Below are 20284 nucleotides of genomic sequence, written 5' to 3' on the forward strand. Positions count from 1 at the left end.
AGAAGGCCGGTCAGGCGATCTGGATCATCACCTTGCCAGCTTCCACCTTGACCGGATAGGTCTGCAGATTGACACAGACGGGAGCCCCTTTGGCCTGGCCGGTCTTGTAATTGAAGCGGCCATTGTGCTTTGGGCATTCGATGATGTCGTCCATCACAAGCCCATCGGCCAGATGCGCCTTCTCATGCGTACAAAACCCATCGGTGGCGAAGAATTCATCGTCCGGCGAACGGTAGATAGCGAAGGTGCGGCCGCCATGGTCGAAGCGGATGACATCTTCCTCTTCGACATCGTCCACGGCGCACGCTTCGACCCAATCGGCCATTTCTATCTCTCCTGAAATTTCTGCGTTGCGCTGATGCGCAGTACCTACTCAGCCGCCGCCGACATGTTCACTTCGTGGAACTCGCCACGATAGGGCCTCGCCGTTGGTGGCAGTTCGCGCTTGAGGAAATAATCCTCGTATTTGAGCTGCCTGAGCAGGACAGGCCAGACCTCGCGATAGGCATGCCACATCGATGGATTCGGCTCCGGCAGATCGTGCTTGATCAGTTCATGCAGCCTGGGCAGCGCGTGGTAAGGCACCATCGGAAACATGTGATGCTCGACGTGGTAGTTCATGTTCCAGTAGATGAACCGGCTGATTGGGTTCATGTACACGGTCCTGGTGTTGAGCCGGTGGTCGACGACATTGTCGGCCAGGCCGATATGTTGCAGCAGGCCGGTCAGCACCATGTGCCAGGTGCCGTAGAGGCGCGGCACGCCGATGAGCACCACCGGTATCCACGACCGCATGAAAACGGCGAGCGCGACCGTCGCGATGTAGATGGCGATATGCCAGCGCGCCGCGATGACGGCCTTGTGCTGTTCCATCTCGGGAACGTAGCTTTTCTCGTCGGGCGTCAGCTTACCGAACGCCTGGCGTACCAGCGCCGGAAGCGAATAGCGGAAATCGAGGATACCGGTGAAGGCCAGCGCGGCACGCAAAAGATCCGGCGGGCGCATCACGGCGATCTCGGCGTCGCGGCCGACGATGATGGTGTCTGTATGGTGCCGGGCATGGCTCCAGCGCCAGGTCACCGGATTGCGCATCAGCATGAAGCTGGCGATCTGATAGACGACATCGCTCATCCAGCGCGTGCGGAAGGCCGTGCCGTGGCCGCATTCGTGCCAGCGCGAGTCGCTGGACGAGCCGTAGAGCACGCCGTAGACGAAGAAGAACGGCACGCACCACCAGGTGCCCCAGAAGTAGACGGCGCCGGCGGCGGAGCCGAGGATGGCGACGATCCAGATGATCGTGTCGCGGATCGCCGGACCGTCTGAGCGCTGCATCAACTCCTTGATCGCCTTGCGGGGGACATCCGTGTGGTACCACTCCGCTGAGGCCAGTCCCGTCTCGATCGCCCTGCGCGTGCTCTCGCCGACCAGGCTGTAATCGCGCTTTACCGTGCCAGCCATTGTGACCTCCAATTCCAGCTCGACCGCGAGCCCTCCCCGCTCCGGCCTGAGCCAGCCTCCCAACTGGTGTCCCGTATCCTCTTCGCCATTATCACGACCTGCCTCCAAGAACAGGAAAATGGCCCGACGGCCGCGGGTAGTCCTCTCGCGGCTGTCTGGCAATCGCCGCGATCCGGCTTTCGGCGGCGGCGATCTCGCCAGCGCCGTCGAGAACCCGGAAAACGGCATTGTAGGAGCGGCTCTCGCCATGCTCCAGCCAGATCATCTCGCCGCGTTCGCGCGCCGCCAGATTGCCAAGCACATGATGCGTCGACGGCTCGATCCCAAGCGCGTACTGCCCGGCCTGGAAATTCTGCCATTGATAGGCGCAGGGCAACTGGCCCTTGCGCGTGATCACCTCGAAGCCGAGACCGAGACTGTCGTTGACCACCGCCACAGGGACTTCGCCGGTGCTGTCGGCGCCGAGCTCGTGCTGCCAGACCTGTTCCGTGAATCCCGGTTGCGGCGCCGGCACCGTGCGGTAGCCGACCTTCTGCGCTTCATAGCGCTCGCCGGCATGCCCGGCCCAGACGACGTCGCGGATCGGCGCCAGGTAGCGCGAACCCTCGTCGAGCACCGGATGGCTGACATTGATGTGGTAGAAATACATATGCGGCGTCCGGTTGAAACCGTGATTGACGACACGGTCCGAAAGCCGGATCTCGTTGCTGCCGACATCGGCCTCGATCCGCCGCAGCAGATGCAGATCCTCGCCGAATACGGTCGATTGCTGGACGATGCCTTCGGCCCACAATACGCAGCGGTCGCCGTCCCAGGTCTCGCCGTAGCCGGTCAGCCGCGCCGGGATGGTGCTGATGCGGCCATGTAGCGAATGGCGCACCGTCTTCTTCGGCGGGTAGTTGTAGGTGTCGGCGGGTACCTCGTTCATGAACAATATATGGTCGAGGCCGCAGGTCAGCAGAAGACCGGAAAACGACCGCGCCCAGGCCAATCCCTCCTCGCCTTCGTATTCGTGCAGGCCGGGATGGCGAAAGCCGCTCGGCGAATGCCAGCCGATCGCCTGGCCCTTGAAATCGCAATCGGCGATATCGAGCGCCCGGTCGACCAGCGCGGTGAAGCGCAGGCCGGAGCCGGTGCGGAATTCGAGCATGCGGATGCCGCGCTCGACCCCGTCGCCAAGCGTCATCAGCCGCACGCCGGCGAATTGCGACAACATGCCGGAGCGCTCCGAGACCTGCCGGCGCGACAGCGTCTTGCCGTAGAGCTCTACCATGTGACGGCCAGTTCCTTCACTTTGCTCCTGTCCTTCACTTTGCTCCTGTCCTTCACTTCGCTCTCGTCTCCTTGAGCAGGGCCGACATGTCGGCGCCGGTGATGATGCTTTCCACGGTCAGCAGATCGGTATCGGCGACCGTCTGCTCGGCGACGATCTCGCCGCGGCGCATAACGATGATGCGGTCGGCGACCTGGAATACGTGATGGATGTTGTGGGTGATCAAAAGCACCGAGTGACCGGCATCGCGCACCTCCTTGACGAAGCGCAGCACGCCGTGCGTTTCCTCGACGCCGAGATTGTTGGTCGGCTCGTCGAGGATTATGACCTTGGCGGCAAATTGCATGGCGCGCGAAATCGCGATCGACTGGCGTTCGCCGCCCGACAGCGTGCTGACCAGCGCATCGGCGTCGAGCTTCTTCGAGATGCCGACGCGCTTCAAAAGTGCCGAGGCAGCATCGCGCAATTGGGCGAGATCGAGCGGCGCGAACACGCCAAGCCATTTGAGGTTGACCGGCTCGCGGCCGAGGAAAAGATTGCGCGCGATGCTGAGGTCCGGTGCCAGCGAGGTATCCTGGTGGATGGTCTCGATGCCGAGATCCATCGCATCTCGCGTCGAGCGGATGGAGACCTTCTGGCCGCGCACATAGATGTCGCCGCGATCGACGGGAAAGACCCCGGAGATCGCTTTGATCAATGTCGATTTGCCGGCGCCGTTGTCGCCGAGCAAGGCCACCACTTCGCCCTCGTTGAGCGTGAAGGAGGCGCTCTTCAGGGCGCGGACGCTGCCGAAGGACTTTTGCAGGTTCTGCAGCCGAAGCACTTCCATGGTCAGCTCCTGGCGGCGTTCTTCTGCAGCAAAGCGTGCAGGATGAGCATGGCAAGTATGATGACGCCGACGAAGATGTTGTAGGCGAGCCCGGGCACGCCGATCAGCACGATGCCGTTGCGGATGCTGCGCAGCATCAGCGCACCGACGATGGTGCCCAAAATGGTGCCTCGCCCACCGGTCAGCGCGGTGCCGCCGACCACCACCATGGCGATCACTTCGAGCTCGTAGCCGGTGCCGGCCACCGGCGAGGCAGCAGAGATGCGGAAGGCGCTGATCATGCCGGCGAGACCGGCCAGCACCGAGGTCAGGATGAACAGCCAGATCTTGACCACATCGGCCGGCACACCGCGCGCCACGGCAGCGTTACGGTTCGAGCCGATAGCGCTGATCCAGTTGCCGAGCTTGGCGTAGCGCAGCACATAGATCGCCAATAGCGAAAGGCCGATGAACCACCACAGCGAGGTATAGAAACGGAACGTTCCGATATTGAAGCTGCCGGCCAGCAGCGTCACGAAGAAGCCTGGCTGGTCCCAGGATTTCAGCGGAAACCCTTGGGTGATGTAAAGCGCTGCCCCACGCACCACCAGCAGCATCGACAGCGTCACCAGGAAAGACGAGATGCCGATCTTGGTGACGATCAGCCCGTTGATCGCACCGATCGCTATGCAGAGCAGCAGGCCGGCCAGCAACGCCACGCCAATATCAACCCCGCCGTTCTGCACCAGCAGCATGACCACGACCGGCGCCAGCCCGAATACGGCACCGACCGAAAGGTCGAACTCGCCCGCCGTCAAAAGCAGTGTCATGCCGAGCGCGATGATGCCGAGCTCGGGCAGGAACGCCATCATGTTGGAGATGTTGAGCGGCGACAGGAAATTCGCGTCGGCGATCGCGAACACCGCAAGCAGGACGATCAGGATGACGAGCGAAGAGAACTGCGGCGAGCGCATCAGGCTCGACCTGCGTTTGGCACGAGGCAATTCCTCTTCTGCGGCAATAGTCATGACTGCTTGGACCATATCTCAGGGTGACGCCCGCCGCCTGCGCGGCGAGCGTCAGTTCCAATCACTTGTTGTAGAGTTTCAGGATCGGTTCGACGCTCGAGGCGTCGTAGAGGCTGAACGTGTGGATGTCGTAGCCGATCGGTTCGCCAGCGGCGGCCAACCCGAGCAGCGCCACCGGCATGAAGCCCTGCGCTGACGGGAACTGCCAGGCAGCCGCGTTGATGAACCCAGACTTCACTGACTCGGCCGTTTCCTTCGAATTGCCCCAGCCGACGACCGGGATCTTGCCGGCCGGCACGCCGGCGCCGTCGAACACCCGTTTGACGCTGGCCGCAACGGAATCGCCGAGCGCGATGATCGCCGGCGGGTTGTTGGCCACCATGTAGTCGGTCATCTTGGCGATGATGCCGGCCGGATCGGTGCCGCAATCGACCACGTCATATTTGATGCCGAGCGGATCGAAGACGCTGGCAATGCCTTCGGTCTCGAGCTGCTGGTAGCTGGCGCCCGGCACTTCGACCGGCAGGAACACCTTGTCGCCCTGCTTCACCATCTTGTGGTCGACCAGATATTTCGCCCAGATGACACCGGCTTCCTTGAGATCGGCGCCGACATAGGCTTGCCGGCCGGTTGCCGGATCGTCGGTATTGAAGAACACGATCGGGATGCCGGCCGCCTTCGCTGCCTTGACCTCCTCGGTCCACAGGCCGGGCTGCGCCGAGGTGGTGGCAATGCCGTCCGGCTTAGCGGCAAGTGCCGAGTTGAAGGCCTCCTTCTGCGCCGCCATGTCGCCACCGCTGAACGAGATCTTGCAGGTCACCTTGAGCTGGTCGCAGGCCTTGGTCGCGCCGGCATTCCAGTCGATCCAGAAGGCATCCGACGGGCCGCCATGCGACAACAGGTAGAACGTCTTCTGAGCGTCCTGCGCCAGCGCCGGCGTACCCAGCGCCACACCGGCGAGAACGGTCGCCGCGGCCGCGATTTTCAACGCGAATTTCAACATTTCTCTTCCTCCCTTGTTTCGTAGCCGAACCGCGCCATCACAGTCCGTTGGCGCGGAATTTCCCATCGAGGAATTTCTTGGCACGCGGCACGTCGTCTTCCGAAAGATGCTCGATGATGACCGGGATGTTCGGGTGCTTTTCGGCCAGCCGCTTGAGATAGAGGTCGTAATTCAGCGAACCGAGGCCGGGCGCCGGCAGCTCGATCTCGCCGACGCCGCGGAAAGTGTGGCTCTCCAGCGCGTCCTCGTCACCGATGTCGGCGTGCTTCTCCGACTTGTCGCCGCCGGAACGCTTGACGTCCTTGGCGTGGGCTATCTTGATCTTGTCCGTCAGCGTGTCGAACACCTGGTTCAGGATCTGGTCCATCCTGTCGATGTTGTGAGTTTCGAAATAGTTGGTCGGGTCCATCAACAGGCCGAGGCCCGGGTGGTCGACCTGCGCGAACATCCTCACCGTCTCTTCGACCGAGCCGACGACATTGTTGACATAGGTTTCGAGCAGGAAGACCGCGCCGTGGTCATAGGCGGTCTGGGCAAGGTCGGCGATGACCTTGCGGCATTCCTCGAAACCTTCCTCGGTCTTGTTCTTCGGGTGATGCACCCAGTCGGACTCGGTGTTGTAGGTACCGGTTTCCGAGATCACGTAAGGGGTGCCGAAATGGCGTGCGTTGCGGATGATCTCCTTCAGATAGCCGACGCGCCTCTCGCGCTCGCCCAGGTCCGGATGGATGATGTTGGTGTAGCCCGATACGCAGCAGATCGGCAGATTGTGGTCGCGGAACGTATCGCGGACGGTCTTGGCCTTGTCCCTGGTGATCTGCCCGGCGGACAGTTCGATGTCCCTGAAATGCAGGTCAAGCTGCACGGTGTTGAAATCGAGCGCACGGATCTTCTGCGCGGTTTCCTTGAGGCCATACGGGAAATAACCCGTGAAAATACCTGCCTGCATCATGATGTGAAGTCCTCCCTGTAAGTGATTCAGTCAGTTGATATTTCGGAAAGTTTGACTGTCCGGCCCTTGTCGATCGAGCGGTAGCCCGCTTCAACCAGCGCCATGGTCTTGACGTTGTCGGCGACGGACAGCGCCGGCGGCTCGCCCGTCTTGACCGCGTGCTGGAGCTGCTCCATGACGCCGATGAAAGCATGCGGGAACCACATCGTGTCCCAGCTTGGCGTCACCCATTCACCGCCGGTGGTCTCGGTCGACGCATAGGTCAGCGTCGAGGCAGCGCCAGTCGGCCAGCCGATGGTGCCCTTGGCGACGCCCTTGGTGCCGTCTACGCGCCAGTTGATGTGCTGGTCGTCCTTGTAGCCCTCCTGGCGCGGACCGGACCAGACATCCTCCAGCGATACGGCGAGCACGCCGGACGGGAACTTGATCGTCGACACGGTGATGCCGTCCGAATGGTCGAAGCGGGTGCGCGGGTCCTTGCGGGTCAGGGTGGTGATCTCCAGGGGATCGCCGAACAGGAAGCGCAGTACGTCGAGATGGTGGACGCTCATATTGGCGAGCGTCAGCCGGTCATAGTCCTCAAGGAAGCTCTGCCAGTGCGGGATCGCATGCATGTCGATCTGGGCGAAGACGACGTCGCCGAGCGCGCCGCTGTCGATGATCTGCTTCAAGACGCGCATCGACTGGTCGTAGCGCATGTTCTGGTTGACCGAGAGGATCTTGCCTGCGTTGGCCGCCTCGTCGCGAAGCTTGACGGCTTCATCGAGGGACAGCGCCAATGGCTTCTGCGCCAGGATCGCCCTGATATGTGCCTGCTTCAGCGCATGGCGGATCAGCGCCGGCTGCTGGTCGGGCGGAAAGGCAAGATCGATGATCTCGACGTTCTTGTCCTCGATGAGCTGTTCCGGCGTGTCGTGGACGGTCGGGATATCCCAGCGTTTGGCGACCTTCTCGGCGCTGGCCTTGGTCCGCGAGGCAATCGCCACCACCGGGAAACCGGCTTCCTTGTAGGCGGCAAGGTGACATTCGGCCATGATCATGCCAGCGCCGACGCAGCCGATCCTGTATTCCCTGGTGCGGACTTTAACGTCCGGCTCGAAGCCGTTGCCCGCTATTTCTTCGCTTGCCATATGTTCCTCCCGAAGCTCGTTCCTTGCAGTCGCCGTCATCTTGCCAGCGCTCCCCCGCTTTGCCCGAAATAGTGCACCCTGCCCGGCTCGCAGGATATCGCCACCATCGCGTCCGGCCTGATGTCCGGCTGGCCGCGCAACAGCGCCCGCAGACGCGCCTGCCCGGCGGCGAGCGTCACAACGGTGTAGCCGCCGAGCGGCTCGACCTCGAACACTCGCGCCGGGCGGCCCGCGCCCCCCTCCGCCCAGGCCCTAACCTTGATGTCTTCCGGCCTGAGTCCAATTTCCACGGCATCGGCCGGGGCGCCGGTATCCGCGATGCGGATCGTGCCTTCCGCCGCCTCCACGCCTTCAGCGCCGTGCACCGATTTCAATATATTCATCATCGGCGAGCCGAGCAGCCGCGCTACATAGGTGCTGGCCGGCCGGTCATAGATCTCGGCAGGCGCGCCGATCTGCCTGATCTTGCCGCTCTCCAGTATGGCCATGCGGTCGGCGACCGACATCGCCTCTTCCTGGTCGTGCGTGACATAGATCAGCGTCTTGCCGAGCTCGCGCTGGATGCGCTTCAGCTCGACGCGCGTCTCCTCGCGCAGCCTGGCGTCGAGCGCCGAGATTGGATCATCCATAAGATACGCGACGGGATCACGCACCAGCGCACGGGCGATCGCGACACGCTGCCGCTCGCCGCCTGAAAGCTGCGCCGGCGGCTTGTGCAGGATATGGCCGATATGCAGCTTAGCCGCGACATCGGCGACGCGTTTTTCGATCTCGGCTTCGGCGACCCGGCGTTCGACCAGCGGAAAGCGGATGTTGTCGCGCGCGCTCATATGCGGAAACAGCGCCAGGTTCTGGAACACCATGGCGACATTGCGCTCCGCCGGCGACACCGTGTTGACCGGCTTGCCGCCAATCAGGACCTCGCCCATGTCGGGCGTTTCCAGGCCGAGTACCAGGCGTAGTATCGTCGACTTGCCAGACAGCGGCGGCCCGAAGAAGCAGAAGAACTCGTTGTCGTTCACCGCAAACGACGCATCGTCGACGGCCAGCGTGTTGCCGTAGCGCTTTGTGACATTGCGAAAGACGATATCGGCCATCTCAAGCTGCTCTCAACGCAACGCCAGCGGCGGCGTCGAAGACGCGCACCGCCTCCGCCGCAGGCGCGACGACGGCTGTCTGCCCGATCGCCAGCCCGACATCATTGTCGAACACCGCCTTCACCGCAGTCTCGCCCTCGCCAAGATGGATGATGGTGCGCGCGCCGATCCGCTCGACGAAACTCACCGGCATGGAGAGGCCACGGCCGCCTTCAGTCAGCGTCACCTGCTCCGGTCGAAAGCCATAAAACACCTCGCCGCGCATCCGGCGTGCGGCATCGGCGATCTCGACCGGCAGCGGCGGCGTCGCCCCGAGTGGGCCAAGATCGATGACCAGGCCACGGTCGCTTTCCGCCGGCCTGCCCTTGAGCAGGTTCATGCCCGGCGCGCCGATGAAGCGGGCGACGAAGACATTGGCCGGGTTGTTGTAGACTTCCAGTGGCGTGCCGACCTGCTGCAGCACGCCATGGTCCATCACCGCGATGCGATCGGCCATGGTCATCGCTTCGAGCTGATCGTGGGTGACATAGACCATGGTCTGCCGGAACTGCCGCTGCAGCTGCTTCAGTTCGGTCCGCATCACCGCCCGGAAGGCGGCATCGACATTGGAAAGCGGCTCGTCGAGCAGGAAGATCGCCGGCTCCATGATCGCCGAGCGGCCGATCGCCACCCGCTGCAATATGTTGACCGACAGCCTGTCCGCCTTGCGGTCGAGCAGCGGCGTCAGCTGCAGCATCTCGGCAATGGCGCCGACACGGCGGTCGATCTCGGCCTTGGGTGCGCCGCGCATTTTCGGCCCGTAGGCGAGGTTCTGCCGCACGCTCATATGAGTGAAGATCGCATAGTTCTGGAAGACGAAGCCGACGCCGCGCCGCCCCATCGGCACGCCGGCCATGTCGCGCTCGCCAAACAGGATCTTGCCGCTGGTCGGCTCTTCCATGCCGGCGATCATGTTCATCGTCGTCGACTTGCCGCAGCCAGACGGCCCGAGCAGCGCCATGAACTCGCCGTCGGCAATGGCCAGGTCCATCGTCTTCAGCGCGGTGAAGTCGCCGAATTTCTTGACCAGGTTCTGCAGATGGATGGTGCTCATGCCGCCACCTCGCGCACCCGGGCCATGCGTTTCATGGCAAACACCGCGGCAATGGACAGCACGATCAGTATGGCCAGCGCGATTGCCGCCACATAGCCCCAGATCAGGTCCTGAGTGGTGAGCTTGTAGATGTAGACGGAGATGGTTTCGGTAGCGACGCCGGGACCGCCGCCTGTCATGATATAAAGCGTGTCGAAGATCTTGAAGTTCTCGATCACCCTGATAGCCAGCGCGATGATGATGATCGTCTTCATCTTCGGCAGCACGATGGTGACGAAGCGCTGCCACGGGTTGGCGCCGAGCAGCGTCGCCGCCTTGATCTGGTCCTCGGGCACGCCGACCAGGCCGGCAAGCAGGATCAGGAACATCAGCGGTGTCCACTGCCAGATGTCGGCGACCATGACCGCGATGAGCGCCAGCGTCGGGTCCGACAGCCAGGCGATGGTGACGGGAGAGCCTGAGATCGCCGACAGGATGTCGTTGACCGGTCCGCCTGACTGAAACAGCATGAAGAACATATAGCCGGCCACCGCCGGCACCACCATCATCGGCATCAAGAGGATCGAGTAGAATATCCGCTTGCCGGGAAACTCGTCGGCAAACAGTGTCGCGAGCGCGAGGCCGAGCAGGAACTCCGCCGGCACGCAGACGATCATGACGATGGCCGTGCGCTTCAGCGCACTCCAGAAGCGCGCATCGGCGGCAAGGTCGGTGTAGTTGGCGAAACTGTTCCACATCGACCAGGCGTTCCACCAGCCGGTGCCCGACAGCGGCGACCAGTCGGTGAGGCTGATATAGAGCTGCATCAACAACGGGAAGACGGCGATGAACAGCACCAGGATCTGCGCCGGTAGGGTCAGCCGGAAGCCGAGCCGTGCGCCCTCGTCCGGCAACACCGACGTCGCTTTAGAGGCCTGCATGTCGCCCTCCGAAATCGTGGCTGTCACCGCGCTCATTGCTTGAGCGCCCCGAAGGTCAGCCCGCGAACCAGGTGGCGCTGGATGGCGATCCCCATGATGACAGGCGGCACGGCGGCGATCAGGCCGAGCGCTGCCTTGGCGCCGTAAAGCTGTCCGGTCATCGAGGAGGACAGCGAGGCCATGTAGACGGGGACCGTCACCCATTCGCGCGTCGTCAGAAGCAATGCAATCAGATAGTCCGACCAGTTGAGGATGAAGACGAACAGCGCGGCACTGGCCAGCGGCGCGCGCATCATCGGCAGCGTGATGCGGGTAAAGACGCGCCACCGCGAACAGCCCTCGACCAGTGCCGCCTCCTCGATCTCGCGCGGCATGTCGTCGAAGAAGGTCTTCATCAGCCAGAAGGCGAAAGGCAGCGTGACGATGCCATAGATCAGCGACAGCCCCCACCAGCTGTCGGTGAAGTTGAGGAAGGCCCACATGATCATCACCGGGGTCATGACCGCCATCGGCGGAAACAGGCGAAGCTGGATCAGTGCCAGCGGCAGGTTCTGGCCCGAGCCGAAGCGCGACAGCCCATAGGCCGCCGCTGTGCCCGCCGACATGGCGATTGCCGTGCCGAATGTGGCCGACAGCAGCGACGACAGGATCGGCTTCAAAGCTGTGCGGTCGAGCGCGACGATCAGATTGTTGGTCGATTCACCGAAGACGAAGCGGAAATTGCTGAGTGTCGGGTTCTTCGGCCACCATGTCAGGTCGGCGCCGGTCGCCGACCATTCGGCGATCGGCTTGAACGCCATCGACACCATCCACAGGATCGGCACCAGCGTCACCGCCATCGCCGCAAAGATCGCGGCATAGCGGAATATCTCGAAAGGAACTGAACGCTTCATCTTGCGGCTTTGCTGGGTCCTTCGTTGCCGAGGGGAAGGGCGACCGCTCCTCCCCTTCTTGGTAAGATCCTGCAAGGATCAGGCGATCGGGTCGAGGACGGTCGGCCAGGCCTCCTTGTTGGTTTTGATGGCCTCGAGAAGCTTCTCCTCGCCGGTGCGGCGGGCAATCTTCTTCCACTCGGCCTCGGTGTCGGCCATCGCCTGCTCGGCTGTCTTGGCCTTGGTCAGCGCGGCGACGAGGTTCTCGTCCAGCGCATTGTGGAAGGCGGTGGCGCCGGGATAGTTGATGGTGGGCACGGTGCGGGCGACCGTCTCTCGCACCACGTCCATGTGGTAAGCATGATAGGTCTGGCGAACCAGCGGATCCGAGAAATCCGATAGCCGGAACGGATCGAAGTAGCCGCCCGGATTGGCAGTCATCCAGGCGTAGATGCGGCTTGAACCCAGCCACTGCAGGAACAGGTAGCAGGCCTCCGGGTTCTTGGCTTGCGAGGACACCGACGCCGATAAATTGAGCCACAGCACCGACCGGCTGACCAGCTTGCCGTCGATCTCGCGGCCGGGTGGCAGCATCGAGCCGATCTTGCCGGTGACGGCTGAATCCTTGTTGCCGGCATTGTCGAGGAATTTCGGCAAATTGGAGAAGGCGCAGGTCATGGCCGCACCGCCCTTGGCGAAATTGCCGTACTGCTCCGGCCAGCCCCAGGAGATCGCATCCGGCGAATGATGCGAAAGCGACGCAATGTACTCGTTGGTCGCCGCGATACCTTGCTCCGAATTGATCAGCGGCTTGCCGGTATCGTCGAACAAGAACTGATTGGGCGAAGCCATTGAGACATAACGCTGATACCAGTTGGTGTAGCCCCAACCCTGGTTGCGCAGATCGGTCGAGCCGAACAAGCCCTTATCCGGGCGCTGGAAGAAGGCCGCGATCTCGTCATGCTGCTTCCAGGTCTTCGGCGCCGCCAGTTCATAACCGTATTTGTCGGAGAAGGCCTTCTTCTCGTTTGCGTCGCCGAACAGATCGGTACGGTAGACCCAGGTCTGAAAGTCGCCATCCAGCGACACGCCATAGGTCGAGCCGCGATACTGATTGAGCAGCGAGACGCCCTTGGCGCCGTCGACATAGCCGCGCTCGGGATCGTCCCATTCCGGCTTGTATTGCGCGACGAAGTCGTCGAGCTTGAGGATGCCGCCGGTTTCGGCGAGGTCGCCAAGGCGGTTCCATTCGACCGCGTAGATGTCATACGCCCCACCCTTGGTGGAGATGTCCTGCATCGTCTTGGTGAATTCCTGGCCGTTCGGCACACCGACGATCTCTAGCGGAATGCCGGTTTCCTTCTCCCAGAGATCCTTGATCGACGGCGCGCCGGCCGGAAACGGCTGGGTTAGCTGGCCGATCGAGCCGTCGGACAGGCCAAGTACGATCTTGGCCGGCGCCTTGCCGGCGCCCTTCATCGCCTTGGCCGCCTCGATGGCGCGGCCCTCCGGCGTATCGGCGCCATACTGATAGCGCTCCGAGCCGTCGAAGCCCGTTGGGCCACCGATCATGCCGGGCGCCAGGGCATCGGCCGCATAGGCACGGCTCGGGCGAATGAATTTCGGTGCAATACCTGCGGCGGCAACAAGGACTGCCGCCTTTCCACCGGACGCCAGCAAACGGCGCCGCGACACGCGGATCAAATTCGACATTGGAACTCCTCCCTCAGGGCCTTGTTCCTCCACGGCCCTATGATGGATATTGACGGCACTATACGAAGGCTGTCAACATCATAAATAATCAAGATACATCATAACATCTCATGGGAGGGGAGGAATGGCGTTTGTGAAGGCTCTCACACTGAAGCCGGTGCTTGAATTTGAGGGAGCCCGGCTGCCCACCTCCCGGCTTTGGTCCGCTTCGGCATTTTGGTGTAGCGCAGCGGCTTGCGCATCGGCCAAGGCCGGTTACATCATTTCCCATCAGAATCATGGGCGGCGATGAAGCCGCTCTGCGACATCGGACCCATGAAATGCGTAATCTCGATGCGCCGTTGGTGCATTTTGGAATGAGGTGATCGACAGTGCGGTCCACCCTGACAGACATAGCCCGGGAAGCCGGCGTTTCCGCCGCCACGGTCGACCGTGTGCTCAACAACCGCGCCGGGGTCAGGGCGCGCACCCGCGAGGTCGTGCTCGAAACGGCACAGCGGCTTGGCTATATCGCTGAAAATTCGAATAGTCCGAGCTCGCTCAACGCGCTGCGCAGTGAGGTCATAAGGCTCGATTTCGCCCTGCCAGCCGGCACCAATTCCTTCATCAAGATGCTGCACCGCCAGATTGAGGCGCAGGCGCAGGCGCGGCCGGACCTCGACGTCCGCGTCGCTACCATCGAAGGTTTCAATCCGGACCGGCTTGCGCGTCTGCTGCAGGAACTGCACGGGCAGACTCAAGGCGTCGGTGTGATCGCGCTCGACCATCCAACGGTGCGTGAGGCGATCCGCTCGCTTTCGGCCAGCGGCGTCAAGGTCGTCACCATCGCTTCCGACATCCTGCATGTGCCGAGGGTTGCCTATATCGGCATCGACAACCGCGCCGCCGGCCGGCTCGCCGGCTACCTGCTCAACCGCTTCATGGGCGCCGGGCGTCCGGGCAAGGTCGCGCTGTTCGCCGGTTCGCTCTCCTATCGCGGCCACGAAGAGCGCGAGATGGGCTTCCGCCACATACTGACGGAAGAATCGCCCAATCTGCAGATCGTCGAGATGCGCGAAATGCTCGATGACCGCGAAAAAGCCTATTCGGAGGCCTCCGCCCTGCTGGATCGGCACCCGGACCTGGCCGCCATCTACAATGTCGGCGCCGGCAACACCGGCATCGCCCGCGCACTCAAGGAGCGCGGGCGCGCGCTGTCGACGGTCTTTCTCGGCCATGAGGTGACGGAAGGCACCAAGGAGCTTCTGCTCGACGGCACGCTCGACGCGGTCATCGACCAGAACCCGCGCGTCGAAGCCCGCGAGGCACTCAACACCTTGACGCACGCGGTCAGGGGGTTGCCTTACGAACTGCACCAGCCACGGCTGCAGGTGATCTTCAGGGAGAGCATCCCGGAGATCTGAACGGAACCTTTAGGGATGAGAAAGGCCGCGCCGACTGGCGCAGCCCGCTACATCGTCAAGCAACGCTACTGGACGGCGGCGACTTCCGCATAAGCGCCGTCGACAAAGCTCTTGTCGACCCATTTGCCATAGTCGATCGACCCCTTCAGCAGCCCGGCGCCGGCCATGAACTTCTCCTCGCCCTTGAGCGCGGTGATCGCATCGTCGGTGAGCTTCGGGTCCTGGTAGAACAGGCCCTGGCTGTACGTCTTGCGCACGGATTTTTCCGACGACTTGGTTGCCTCGACGAAGGTCTTGATCGTCTCACCGGGGTGGGCGTCGGCCCAGCGCGAAATCTCGATATCGACCTTCAGCAGCCGCTTGATCAGTTCCGGGTATTTCGCCGCGAAGGCGCCGTTAACGGAGATGACGTTCGGCACGTTCCATTCCGGATGGGTGCTGGTGTCGTAGAGAACGCGGGCCTCTCCGGTGTCGACCAGCTTGGCCGCCGTCGAGTCAGTCTCGACGATGGCATCGATGTCACCGCGCAGCAGTGCCGGCCCTGACGCCTCGAAGGGTAGGTTCAGCCCTTCGACGTCGCCCGTCGTCAGGCCGACGCTGTTCAGCGCCTTGCTGAAATTCGAATGCCGTACGGTGCCGGTGAGATATGCGACCTTCTTGCCCCTGAGATCCTGCAATGTCTTTAGTGGCGAGTCGGCCTTGACGATGATGGAGGAGCCGCCAGCCTTCACATAGCTCGATAGGCCGATCAGCTTGACGTCGGCTCCAGAGGCAGCGACGCGCAGCGCTGGATTGTTGCCGGTATAGGCGACCTCGATCGCCCCGGTCGCCAGCGCTGTGGTCGCCTCGGAACCGCCATTGAAGGTCACCAATTCGACCTTGATGCCGTCCTTGGCGAATGCCTTCTCCCACCAGCCGTCCTGCTGGGCGAGGATGAATTTGAGGTGCCCCGGCGCTGTGCTGCCGATGCGGATGACATCGGGCTTGTCTTGCGCGAAGCCAGGGGCGACGAAGCCAATGGCGAGACCGGCGGCCGCGACAAGAACGCTCTTGAGCAGCAAGCGGCGAAAGGCACTGAAAAAGATCTTGGACACCTGGAATTCCTTTCCAATTGGCGTGAATTGGTTGCCTGTTTAAATCGGCGAAGCTTCCGACTGGCCCTTCCAGGCAGTTGCCCAGCGCTCGAACCCGACGAGCAGGTAGTTGACGGCAAGGCCGATGACGGTGAGGGTCAGGATGCCGGCATACATATCGGCCGTTTCCATCATCAGTTGCGAGTTTTGGATGAGGAAGCCGAGGCCGGATTTGGCGGCCAGCATCTCGGCGCCGATCACCGCGAACAACGAGGATTTCACGCCGAGCCGCGCGCCGGCGACGATAGAGGGAATACTGGCCGGCAGGATGATTTTCCGGAACAGGTCGAAGTCGGACGTGCCCATCGAGCGCGCCGCCTTGATCAGCAGCGGATCCACCGACTTAACGCCGCTGATCGTGTTTACGAGGAGGAAAAACACCGAGGAATAGAAGGTGATCGCCACCTTCGATTCCTCACCGATACCGAGCAGAAGGATGAACACTGGCAGCAGCGCGAACTGCGAGGTGTTGCGCAGTGTCTGCACCAAAAGGTCGGAGACCTTCTCGAACAGCGAATAGCGCCCCATCAAAAGCCCGAGCGGGATGGCCACGACCACGCCAAGCGCGAAGCCTATGGCCGCTCGCTGCAGGCTGATGCCGATATGCTCGACCAGCACGCCCGAGGCGAGCAGATCCCACCACGCGACCAGCACCTCGCTCAGCGGCGGGAAGAAGATGCGGTTCAGCCAGCCGAGCCGCGGCGCGATTTCCCAGGCGAGGAAGAATAGACCGAGCAGCGGAAGGCCATAGATGAAGGTGCCGAAGCTTGCTCCTCGCTTGCGCCTGACCGCGGGCGTAGCGCTGCGGGCCTTGAGTGCCGGAACCCTGGCGGCTACCATCGCCTCACCGGCTCCGGCAAACGGATGAAAGCCGCCGGCGGGGCTAAACTTTTCGGTCAGATAGGCCATGGCCCTAACTCCTCAGTGGCTGAACGCCGGCGACAGCGTCGAGTCCTTCTGCGCCTTGTTGACTTCGTCGCGCAGCGCCTCCCAGACACGGGCGCGGTGATGGTTGAAGGCAGCACTTGCGCGGATGTCGCCGTCGCGCGGCCGCGGCAGGTTGATATCGATGATCTCCTTCACCGTGCCCGGACGCGCGGTCATCACCACTACCCGGTCGGCCAGAAAAATCGCCTCGTCTATCGAATGAGTGACGAAGATCACCGTCGTCTTGATCTTGCCCCAGATCCTGAGCAGTTCGCCTTGCAGGATTTCGCGGGTCTGCTGGTCGAGGGCGGCGAACGGCTCGTCCATCAGCAGCACTTCGGGATTGCTGGCCAGCGCCCGGGCGATCGCCACGCGCTGCTGCATGCCGCCTGAAAGCTGGTTGGGAAACCGATCCTCGAAGCCCGCGAGGCCGAACAGCGACAACAGATGGCGGGCCGTGGCGGTGCGCTCGGCTTTGGCGACGCCACGCACTTCCAGCGCATATTCGATGTTGGCCAGCGCTGTGCGCCAGGGAAACAGTGCATATTGCTGGAACACGTAGCCGGTCTTGGGGTCGGGTCGGGTAATCCGCCTGCCGTCGAGCTGGACGCCGCCGCTGGTCGCTTGCGTCAGCCCGCCGATAATATCGAGCAGCACCGACTTGCCCGAGCCGCTCGGCCCGACCAAGGTGATGAACTCGCCGGTGCGGATGGCGAGATCGACGCCGTCTAGCACGATAACGCGGTCGGTCGCCTCGCCGTCGACGGTAACGAATTGTCCCGGCTTGAGCTGAAAAGTCTTCTTGATGTTGCTGACGACGATGCGGTCCATGTCTCTACTCCGGTCGTCTCTCTGTCACTGCGCCACGCGGATGCGGTGCGTCGGGTCGAACTCAGAGCCGCCGGCCTTGCCGCGCTGCCAGCCGAGCGCGCGGGCATAGCTGCCGAACAGATGGCGCGCTTCGACCTCCATCTCGCTGATGCCAGTCGGCCCTTCGGCGAACTCGGCCACATAGAGCGCATCGGTCGGGCAGTAGATTTCGCAGAGAAAGCAGGTCTGGCAGTCTTCCTGCCGCGCGATAGCCGGCACGCCGTCCGTCGCGTCGAAGACATTCGCCGGGCAGACCTTGACGCAGATGTCGCATTCGACGCAGCGAGTGGCCGAGACGATCTCGATCATGACGCCAACTCCGCCAGCCGATCGGGTGCTCCGGCGATGCGGAAATCATCGACGCCGGTGATCACCAGCCGGTGCGCAAAGGCCGGGTTCTTGCTCGGAAGATCGGTGCGGCGATGCATGCCGCGGCTCTCGCTGCGATGAAGCGCGGCAGTGACCGACCAGCGCCCGGCAGCGGCGATCGACGCCGCCTCGCGGGTGCGTATCCGCTCCAACCCCTCGCCTTGCAGATGGTCGCGCACGTCGCGCCAAACGCTCTGCAGCCGCTCGCCGCTTTTTTCGAGACCAGCACTGGTGCGGAAGAAATTCTTGTCCAACGGCACGACTTCCGCGCGCACCGTCTCGATGATCTCGTTGGTGGCGATATCGGCTCGCGGCGAAGCCGCCGGGCGCAGGCCGGCTTGGCCGAGCGGCTGGACCTCGCTGCGGAACGCCTTGCCGGCGCGGCGTCTGGCATGGGTCGAAGCGCCTTTGCCGGCCCACCAGCCGCTGGCCAGAGCCCAGGACGAATTGACGGCGCCGCCACCCGAAACCGCGCCGGTCATGATCTCGCGGCTGGCGGCGTCGCCGGCGGCGTAAAGACCAGGCACGCCGGTGCCGCAGTCGTCGGACACGATGTCGATGCCGCCAGTACCACGCACAGTGCCTTCGGCGCGCAGCGTAACGCGGAACAAATCGTTGAAGGGGTCGATACCGGCGCGGTCATAAGGCATGAAGCAGTTCGGCTGGCCCTGGCGCAGCCAGCCTTGCAGCGCGAGCTCGGCCTGGTCGAGCCGCGCATAGACAGGCCCCTCGATCAGAGCACGCGCCACTTCCTCCTCGCGGTCGCCGATGCCGTTGCGTAGCGGCTCACCGGTCGGGCCGAGGATCGGCGAACCGTCCTCGCGGTGGAATGACGCCCAGCGGAACGGCAGGCCCTTGTTCAGCGACGAGCCATGCGGTGCCAGCGTGTACTTGCCGGTGAACTCCATGCCCGACAGGCTGGCGCCGGCTTCCGCCGCCATCAGATAGCCGTCACCGGTCAGCCCGCTCGAGCCGAGGATGCGTTCGCGGAAGGCGCAGCCGCCGGTCGCCAGCACGACCGCCTTGGCATCGACCCGCCAGTCGCGCTCGACCTGGCGGCCGACGCCGGCAGCACCGACGACCGCATCGCCGTCCGACAGAAGTTCGAGCGCCGGATGATGGTCGAGCACGGTCACGCCGGCCAAAAGCACACGGCGGCGCATGAAGCGCATATAATCCGGTCCGCGCAGATTGGCGATGTAGAGCCGCCCGTCATCCTGGCTCGGAAACGGATAGCCCCATTCGGAAAGTTGCAGCAGATTGCGGTAGGCGGTATCGACGCAGCGCAGCATCCAGCGCTGGTCGGCGAGCTCGCCGGTGCGCTGCCAGCGTCGCTCGACCACCGCGTGCCTGTTGTCGCCCGGCGGCACGCACCACGTTCCGGTATTCGAGGGCGCCGTGGCGCCGCTGGTGCCGAGATACCCCTTGTCGGCCAGCACCACGCTCGCCCCGCTTTCAGCCGCTGCGATGGCCGCCCAGGCGGCTGACGGGCCACCTCCCAGCACCAGTACATCGGCGGCAAGATGCAGCCTTTCGGGCGCGGATCGAATGGCTGTCGTGGTCTTCGGCATGATCACTCGCGGAAAGGGAGTTGGCGGCGGGCTAAGGGCGGCAGGTTCGGCTCAAGCCGCCCTGGAGAACCACACCGGCTCGTTGCCGGCGCTCCACTTGATGTTGCAGCCGATCGACGGCACCCGGTCGGCGGCAGGCGTTTCGCCCTTCAGCACCGCGTCGACGGCGACGCGCAGATCCACCCCCGTCACCGGCCTGCCGTTGCCTGGCCGGGAATCGTCGAACTGGCCGTGATAGGCCAGCCGACGGTCGGCGCCGAACAGGAAGAAATCGGGCGTGCAAGCCGCGCCATAGGCTTTCGCCGTCTGCTGCGAAGCGTCCTTGAGATAGGGGAAGGTATAGCCGAATTCTTCGGCCTGCTCGCCGATGCGGGCCAGCGTCTCCTCGGGATGTGCTTCATGGTCGTTGGCGTTGATCGCCACCACCTGCAACCCCTTGTCGGCATAGTCCCTGGCGAACGCCGCGAATTGCTCGCGGATCAGCAAGACGAACGGGCAGCGATTTGAGATGAAAGCCACTAACAGCGCCTGCTTGGCATCGAAATCGGCAAGCTTGTGCAGCACGCCACTGGCGTCCGGCAGCAGGAAATCGGCAGCTCTGGTTCCAAGGTCGATAGGATTCGATTCAGTTTTCGGCATCGATGCTCTCCCTTTGGGCGCCCGG

At 63.2% G+C, this 20284-nt stretch carries 20 protein-coding genes; 1 reads left to right on the forward strand and 19 read right to left on the reverse strand.

Features of this window, described 5'->3' with window-relative positions:
* Positions 1-10 precede the first annotated feature (10 nt).
* From NKJ46_RS25065 to NKJ46_RS25125, 13 genes are all read right to left on the reverse strand, one after another.
* Complete coding sequence (locus NKJ46_RS25065; protein WP_292167569.1) at positions 11-325, reverse strand: MocE family 2Fe-2S type ferredoxin; 315 nt, start codon at positions 323-325, stop codon at positions 11-13.
* A gap of 44 nt (positions 326-369) precedes the next feature.
* Positions 370-1458: a fatty acid desaturase family protein gene (locus NKJ46_RS25070; RefSeq protein ID WP_352564298.1), complete on the reverse strand. Its 1089-nt coding sequence runs from the start codon at positions 1456-1458 to the stop codon at positions 370-372.
* Positions 1459-1549: 91 nt separating this feature from the next.
* Positions 1550-2731 carry an aldose 1-epimerase family protein gene (locus NKJ46_RS25075; protein WP_352668412.1) on the reverse strand — a complete coding sequence of 394 codons (1182 nt, stop codon included), beginning with the start codon at positions 2729-2731 and terminating at the stop codon, positions 1550-1552.
* A gap of 52 nt (positions 2732-2783) precedes the next feature.
* Positions 2784-3566 (reverse strand): ATP-binding cassette domain-containing protein, encoded by a 783-nt coding sequence (locus NKJ46_RS25080; RefSeq protein ID WP_352668485.1) that lies wholly within the window; start codon positions 3564-3566, stop codon positions 2784-2786.
* A complete protein-coding gene (locus tag NKJ46_RS25085) occupies positions 3563-4567 on the reverse strand; it encodes an ABC transporter permease (protein ID WP_352668413.1) in 1005 nt (334 codons plus the stop codon). Before NKJ46_RS25085 ends, NKJ46_RS25080 begins: the two co-directional genes overlap by 4 nt.
* A gap of 61 nt (positions 4568-4628) precedes the next feature.
* Positions 4629-5570, reverse strand: a complete 942-nt coding sequence (locus NKJ46_RS25090) for a sugar ABC transporter substrate-binding protein (RefSeq protein WP_023675781.1) — start codon at positions 5568-5570, stop codon at positions 4629-4631.
* A gap of 37 nt (positions 5571-5607) precedes the next feature.
* On the reverse strand, positions 5608-6522 hold the full coding sequence (locus NKJ46_RS25095) for a sugar phosphate isomerase/epimerase family protein (RefSeq protein ID WP_352668416.1): 915 nt from the start codon (positions 6520-6522) through the stop codon (positions 5608-5610).
* Positions 6523-6548: 26 nt separating this feature from the next.
* Positions 6549-7652: a Gfo/Idh/MocA family protein gene (locus NKJ46_RS25100; RefSeq protein WP_352668417.1), complete on the reverse strand. Its 1104-nt coding sequence runs from the start codon at positions 7650-7652 to the stop codon at positions 6549-6551.
* A 35-nt stretch (positions 7653-7687) separates the two neighbouring features.
* Positions 7688-8749, reverse strand: a complete 1062-nt coding sequence (locus tag NKJ46_RS25105) for an ABC transporter ATP-binding protein (RefSeq protein ID WP_352668418.1) — start codon at positions 8747-8749, stop codon at positions 7688-7690.
* A gap of 1 nt (position 8750) precedes the next feature.
* The gene (locus NKJ46_RS25110) at positions 8751-9842 is read right to left on the reverse strand and encodes an ABC transporter ATP-binding protein (RefSeq protein WP_352668420.1); all 1092 of its coding nucleotides are present in this window, start codon (positions 9840-9842) and stop codon (positions 8751-8753) included.
* Positions 9839-10798: a carbohydrate ABC transporter permease gene (locus tag NKJ46_RS25115; protein ID WP_352564292.1), complete on the reverse strand. Its 960-nt coding sequence runs from the start codon at positions 10796-10798 to the stop codon at positions 9839-9841. The genes NKJ46_RS25110 and NKJ46_RS25115 overlap by 4 nt, the downstream gene beginning before the upstream one ends.
* On the reverse strand, positions 10795-11655 hold the full coding sequence (locus NKJ46_RS25120; RefSeq protein WP_292661980.1) for a carbohydrate ABC transporter permease: 861 nt from the start codon (positions 11653-11655) through the stop codon (positions 10795-10797). Before NKJ46_RS25120 ends, NKJ46_RS25115 begins: the two co-directional genes overlap by 4 nt.
* Positions 11656-11733: 78 nt before the next feature.
* Entirely contained in the window at positions 11734-13347 is a 1614-nt protein-coding gene (locus NKJ46_RS25125) for an extracellular solute-binding protein (protein ID WP_352564290.1), read from the reverse strand.
* A 371-nt stretch (positions 13348-13718) separates the two neighbouring features.
* On the opposite strand from NKJ46_RS25125, the gene NKJ46_RS25130 reads away from it, so the two are divergent.
* Positions 13719-14750: a LacI family DNA-binding transcriptional regulator gene (locus tag NKJ46_RS25130; protein ID WP_352668423.1), complete on the forward strand. Its 1032-nt coding sequence runs from the start codon at positions 13719-13721 to the stop codon at positions 14748-14750.
* A gap of 65 nt (positions 14751-14815) precedes the next feature.
* On the opposite strand, the gene NKJ46_RS25135 is transcribed toward NKJ46_RS25130, so the two are convergent.
* The 6 genes from NKJ46_RS25135 to NKJ46_RS25160 are packed head-to-tail and all read right to left on the reverse strand — an operon-like array spanning position 14816 to position 20259.
* Positions 14816-15844 carry an aliphatic sulfonate ABC transporter substrate-binding protein gene (locus tag NKJ46_RS25135; RefSeq protein WP_352668425.1) on the reverse strand — a complete coding sequence of 343 codons (1029 nt, stop codon included), beginning with the start codon at positions 15842-15844 and terminating at the stop codon, positions 14816-14818.
* Positions 15845-15883: 39 nt separating this feature from the next.
* Positions 15884-16792: an ABC transporter permease gene (locus NKJ46_RS25140; protein WP_352668427.1), complete on the reverse strand. Its 909-nt coding sequence runs from the start codon at positions 16790-16792 to the stop codon at positions 15884-15886.
* Positions 16793-16804: 12 nt separating this feature from the next.
* Positions 16805-17641: an ABC transporter ATP-binding protein gene (locus tag NKJ46_RS25145; protein WP_352668429.1), complete on the reverse strand. Its 837-nt coding sequence runs from the start codon at positions 17639-17641 to the stop codon at positions 16805-16807.
* A gap of 24 nt (positions 17642-17665) precedes the next feature.
* On the reverse strand, positions 17666-17989 hold the full coding sequence (locus tag NKJ46_RS25150) for a 4Fe-4S binding protein (protein ID WP_352668431.1): 324 nt from the start codon (positions 17987-17989) through the stop codon (positions 17666-17668).
* Complete coding sequence (locus tag NKJ46_RS25155) at positions 17986-19620, reverse strand: FAD-binding protein (protein WP_352668433.1); 1635 nt, start codon at positions 19618-19620, stop codon at positions 17986-17988. The genes NKJ46_RS25150 and NKJ46_RS25155 overlap by 4 nt, the downstream gene beginning before the upstream one ends.
* A 51-nt stretch (positions 19621-19671) precedes the next feature.
* A complete protein-coding gene (locus tag NKJ46_RS25160; RefSeq protein WP_352668435.1) occupies positions 19672-20259 on the reverse strand; it encodes a thioredoxin family protein in 588 nt (195 codons plus the stop codon).
* Positions 20260-20284: the final 25 nt, after the last annotated feature.

The organism is Mesorhizobium sp. M0166 (assembly GCF_040322255.1).
In the GTDB taxonomy this organism is placed as follows: Bacteria; Pseudomonadota; Alphaproteobacteria; order Rhizobiales; family Rhizobiaceae; genus Mesorhizobium.

Coding starts and splice junctions, on each gene's coding strand:
- NKJ46_RS25065 (WP_292167569.1), bottom strand. CDS start 325: ATGGCCGATTGGGTCGAAGCGTGCGCCGTGGACGATGTCGAAGAGGAA.
- NKJ46_RS25070 (WP_352564298.1), bottom strand. CDS start 1,458: ATGGCTGGCACGGTAAAGCGCGATTACAGCCTGGTCGGCGAGAGCACG.
- NKJ46_RS25075 (WP_352668412.1), bottom strand. CDS start 2,731: ATGGTAGAGCTCTACGGCAAGACGCTGTCGCGCCGGCAGGTCTCGGAG.
- NKJ46_RS25085 (WP_352668413.1), bottom strand. CDS start 4,567: ATGACTATTGCCGCAGAAGAGGAATTGCCTCGTGCCAAACGCAGGTCG.
- NKJ46_RS25090 (WP_023675781.1), bottom strand. CDS start 5,570: ATGTTGAAATTCGCGTTGAAAATCGCGGCCGCGGCGACCGTTCTCGCC.
- NKJ46_RS25095 (WP_352668416.1), bottom strand. CDS start 6,522: ATGATGCAGGCAGGTATTTTCACGGGTTATTTCCCGTATGGCCTCAAG.
- NKJ46_RS25100 (WP_352668417.1), bottom strand. CDS start 7,652: ATGGCAAGCGAAGAAATAGCGGGCAACGGCTTCGAGCCGGACGTTAAA.
- NKJ46_RS25105 (WP_352668418.1), bottom strand. CDS start 8,749: ATGGCCGATATCGTCTTTCGCAATGTCACAAAGCGCTACGGCAACACG.
- NKJ46_RS25110 (WP_352668420.1), bottom strand. CDS start 9,842: ATGAGCACCATCCATCTGCAGAACCTGGTCAAGAAATTCGGCGACTTC.
- NKJ46_RS25115 (WP_352564292.1), bottom strand. CDS start 10,798: ATGAGCGCGGTGACAGCCACGATTTCGGAGGGCGACATGCAGGCCTCT.
- NKJ46_RS25120 (WP_292661980.1), bottom strand. CDS start 11,655: ATGAAGCGTTCAGTTCCTTTCGAGATATTCCGCTATGCCGCGATCTTT.
- NKJ46_RS25125 (WP_352564290.1), bottom strand. CDS start 13,347: ATGTCGAATTTGATCCGCGTGTCGCGGCGCCGTTTGCTGGCGTCCGGT.
- NKJ46_RS25140 (WP_352668427.1), bottom strand. CDS start 16,792: ATGGCCTATCTGACCGAAAAGTTTAGCCCCGCCGGCGGCTTTCATCCG.
- NKJ46_RS25145 (WP_352668429.1), bottom strand. CDS start 17,641: ATGGACCGCATCGTCGTCAGCAACATCAAGAAGACTTTTCAGCTCAAG.
- NKJ46_RS25150 (WP_352668431.1), bottom strand. CDS start 17,989: ATGATCGAGATCGTCTCGGCCACTCGCTGCGTCGAATGCGACATCTGC.
- NKJ46_RS25155 (WP_352668433.1), bottom strand. CDS start 19,620: ATGCCGAAGACCACGACAGCCATTCGATCCGCGCCCGAAAGGCTGCAT.
- NKJ46_RS25160 (WP_352668435.1), bottom strand. CDS start 20,259: ATGCCGAAAACTGAATCGAATCCTATCGACCTTGGAACCAGAGCTGCC.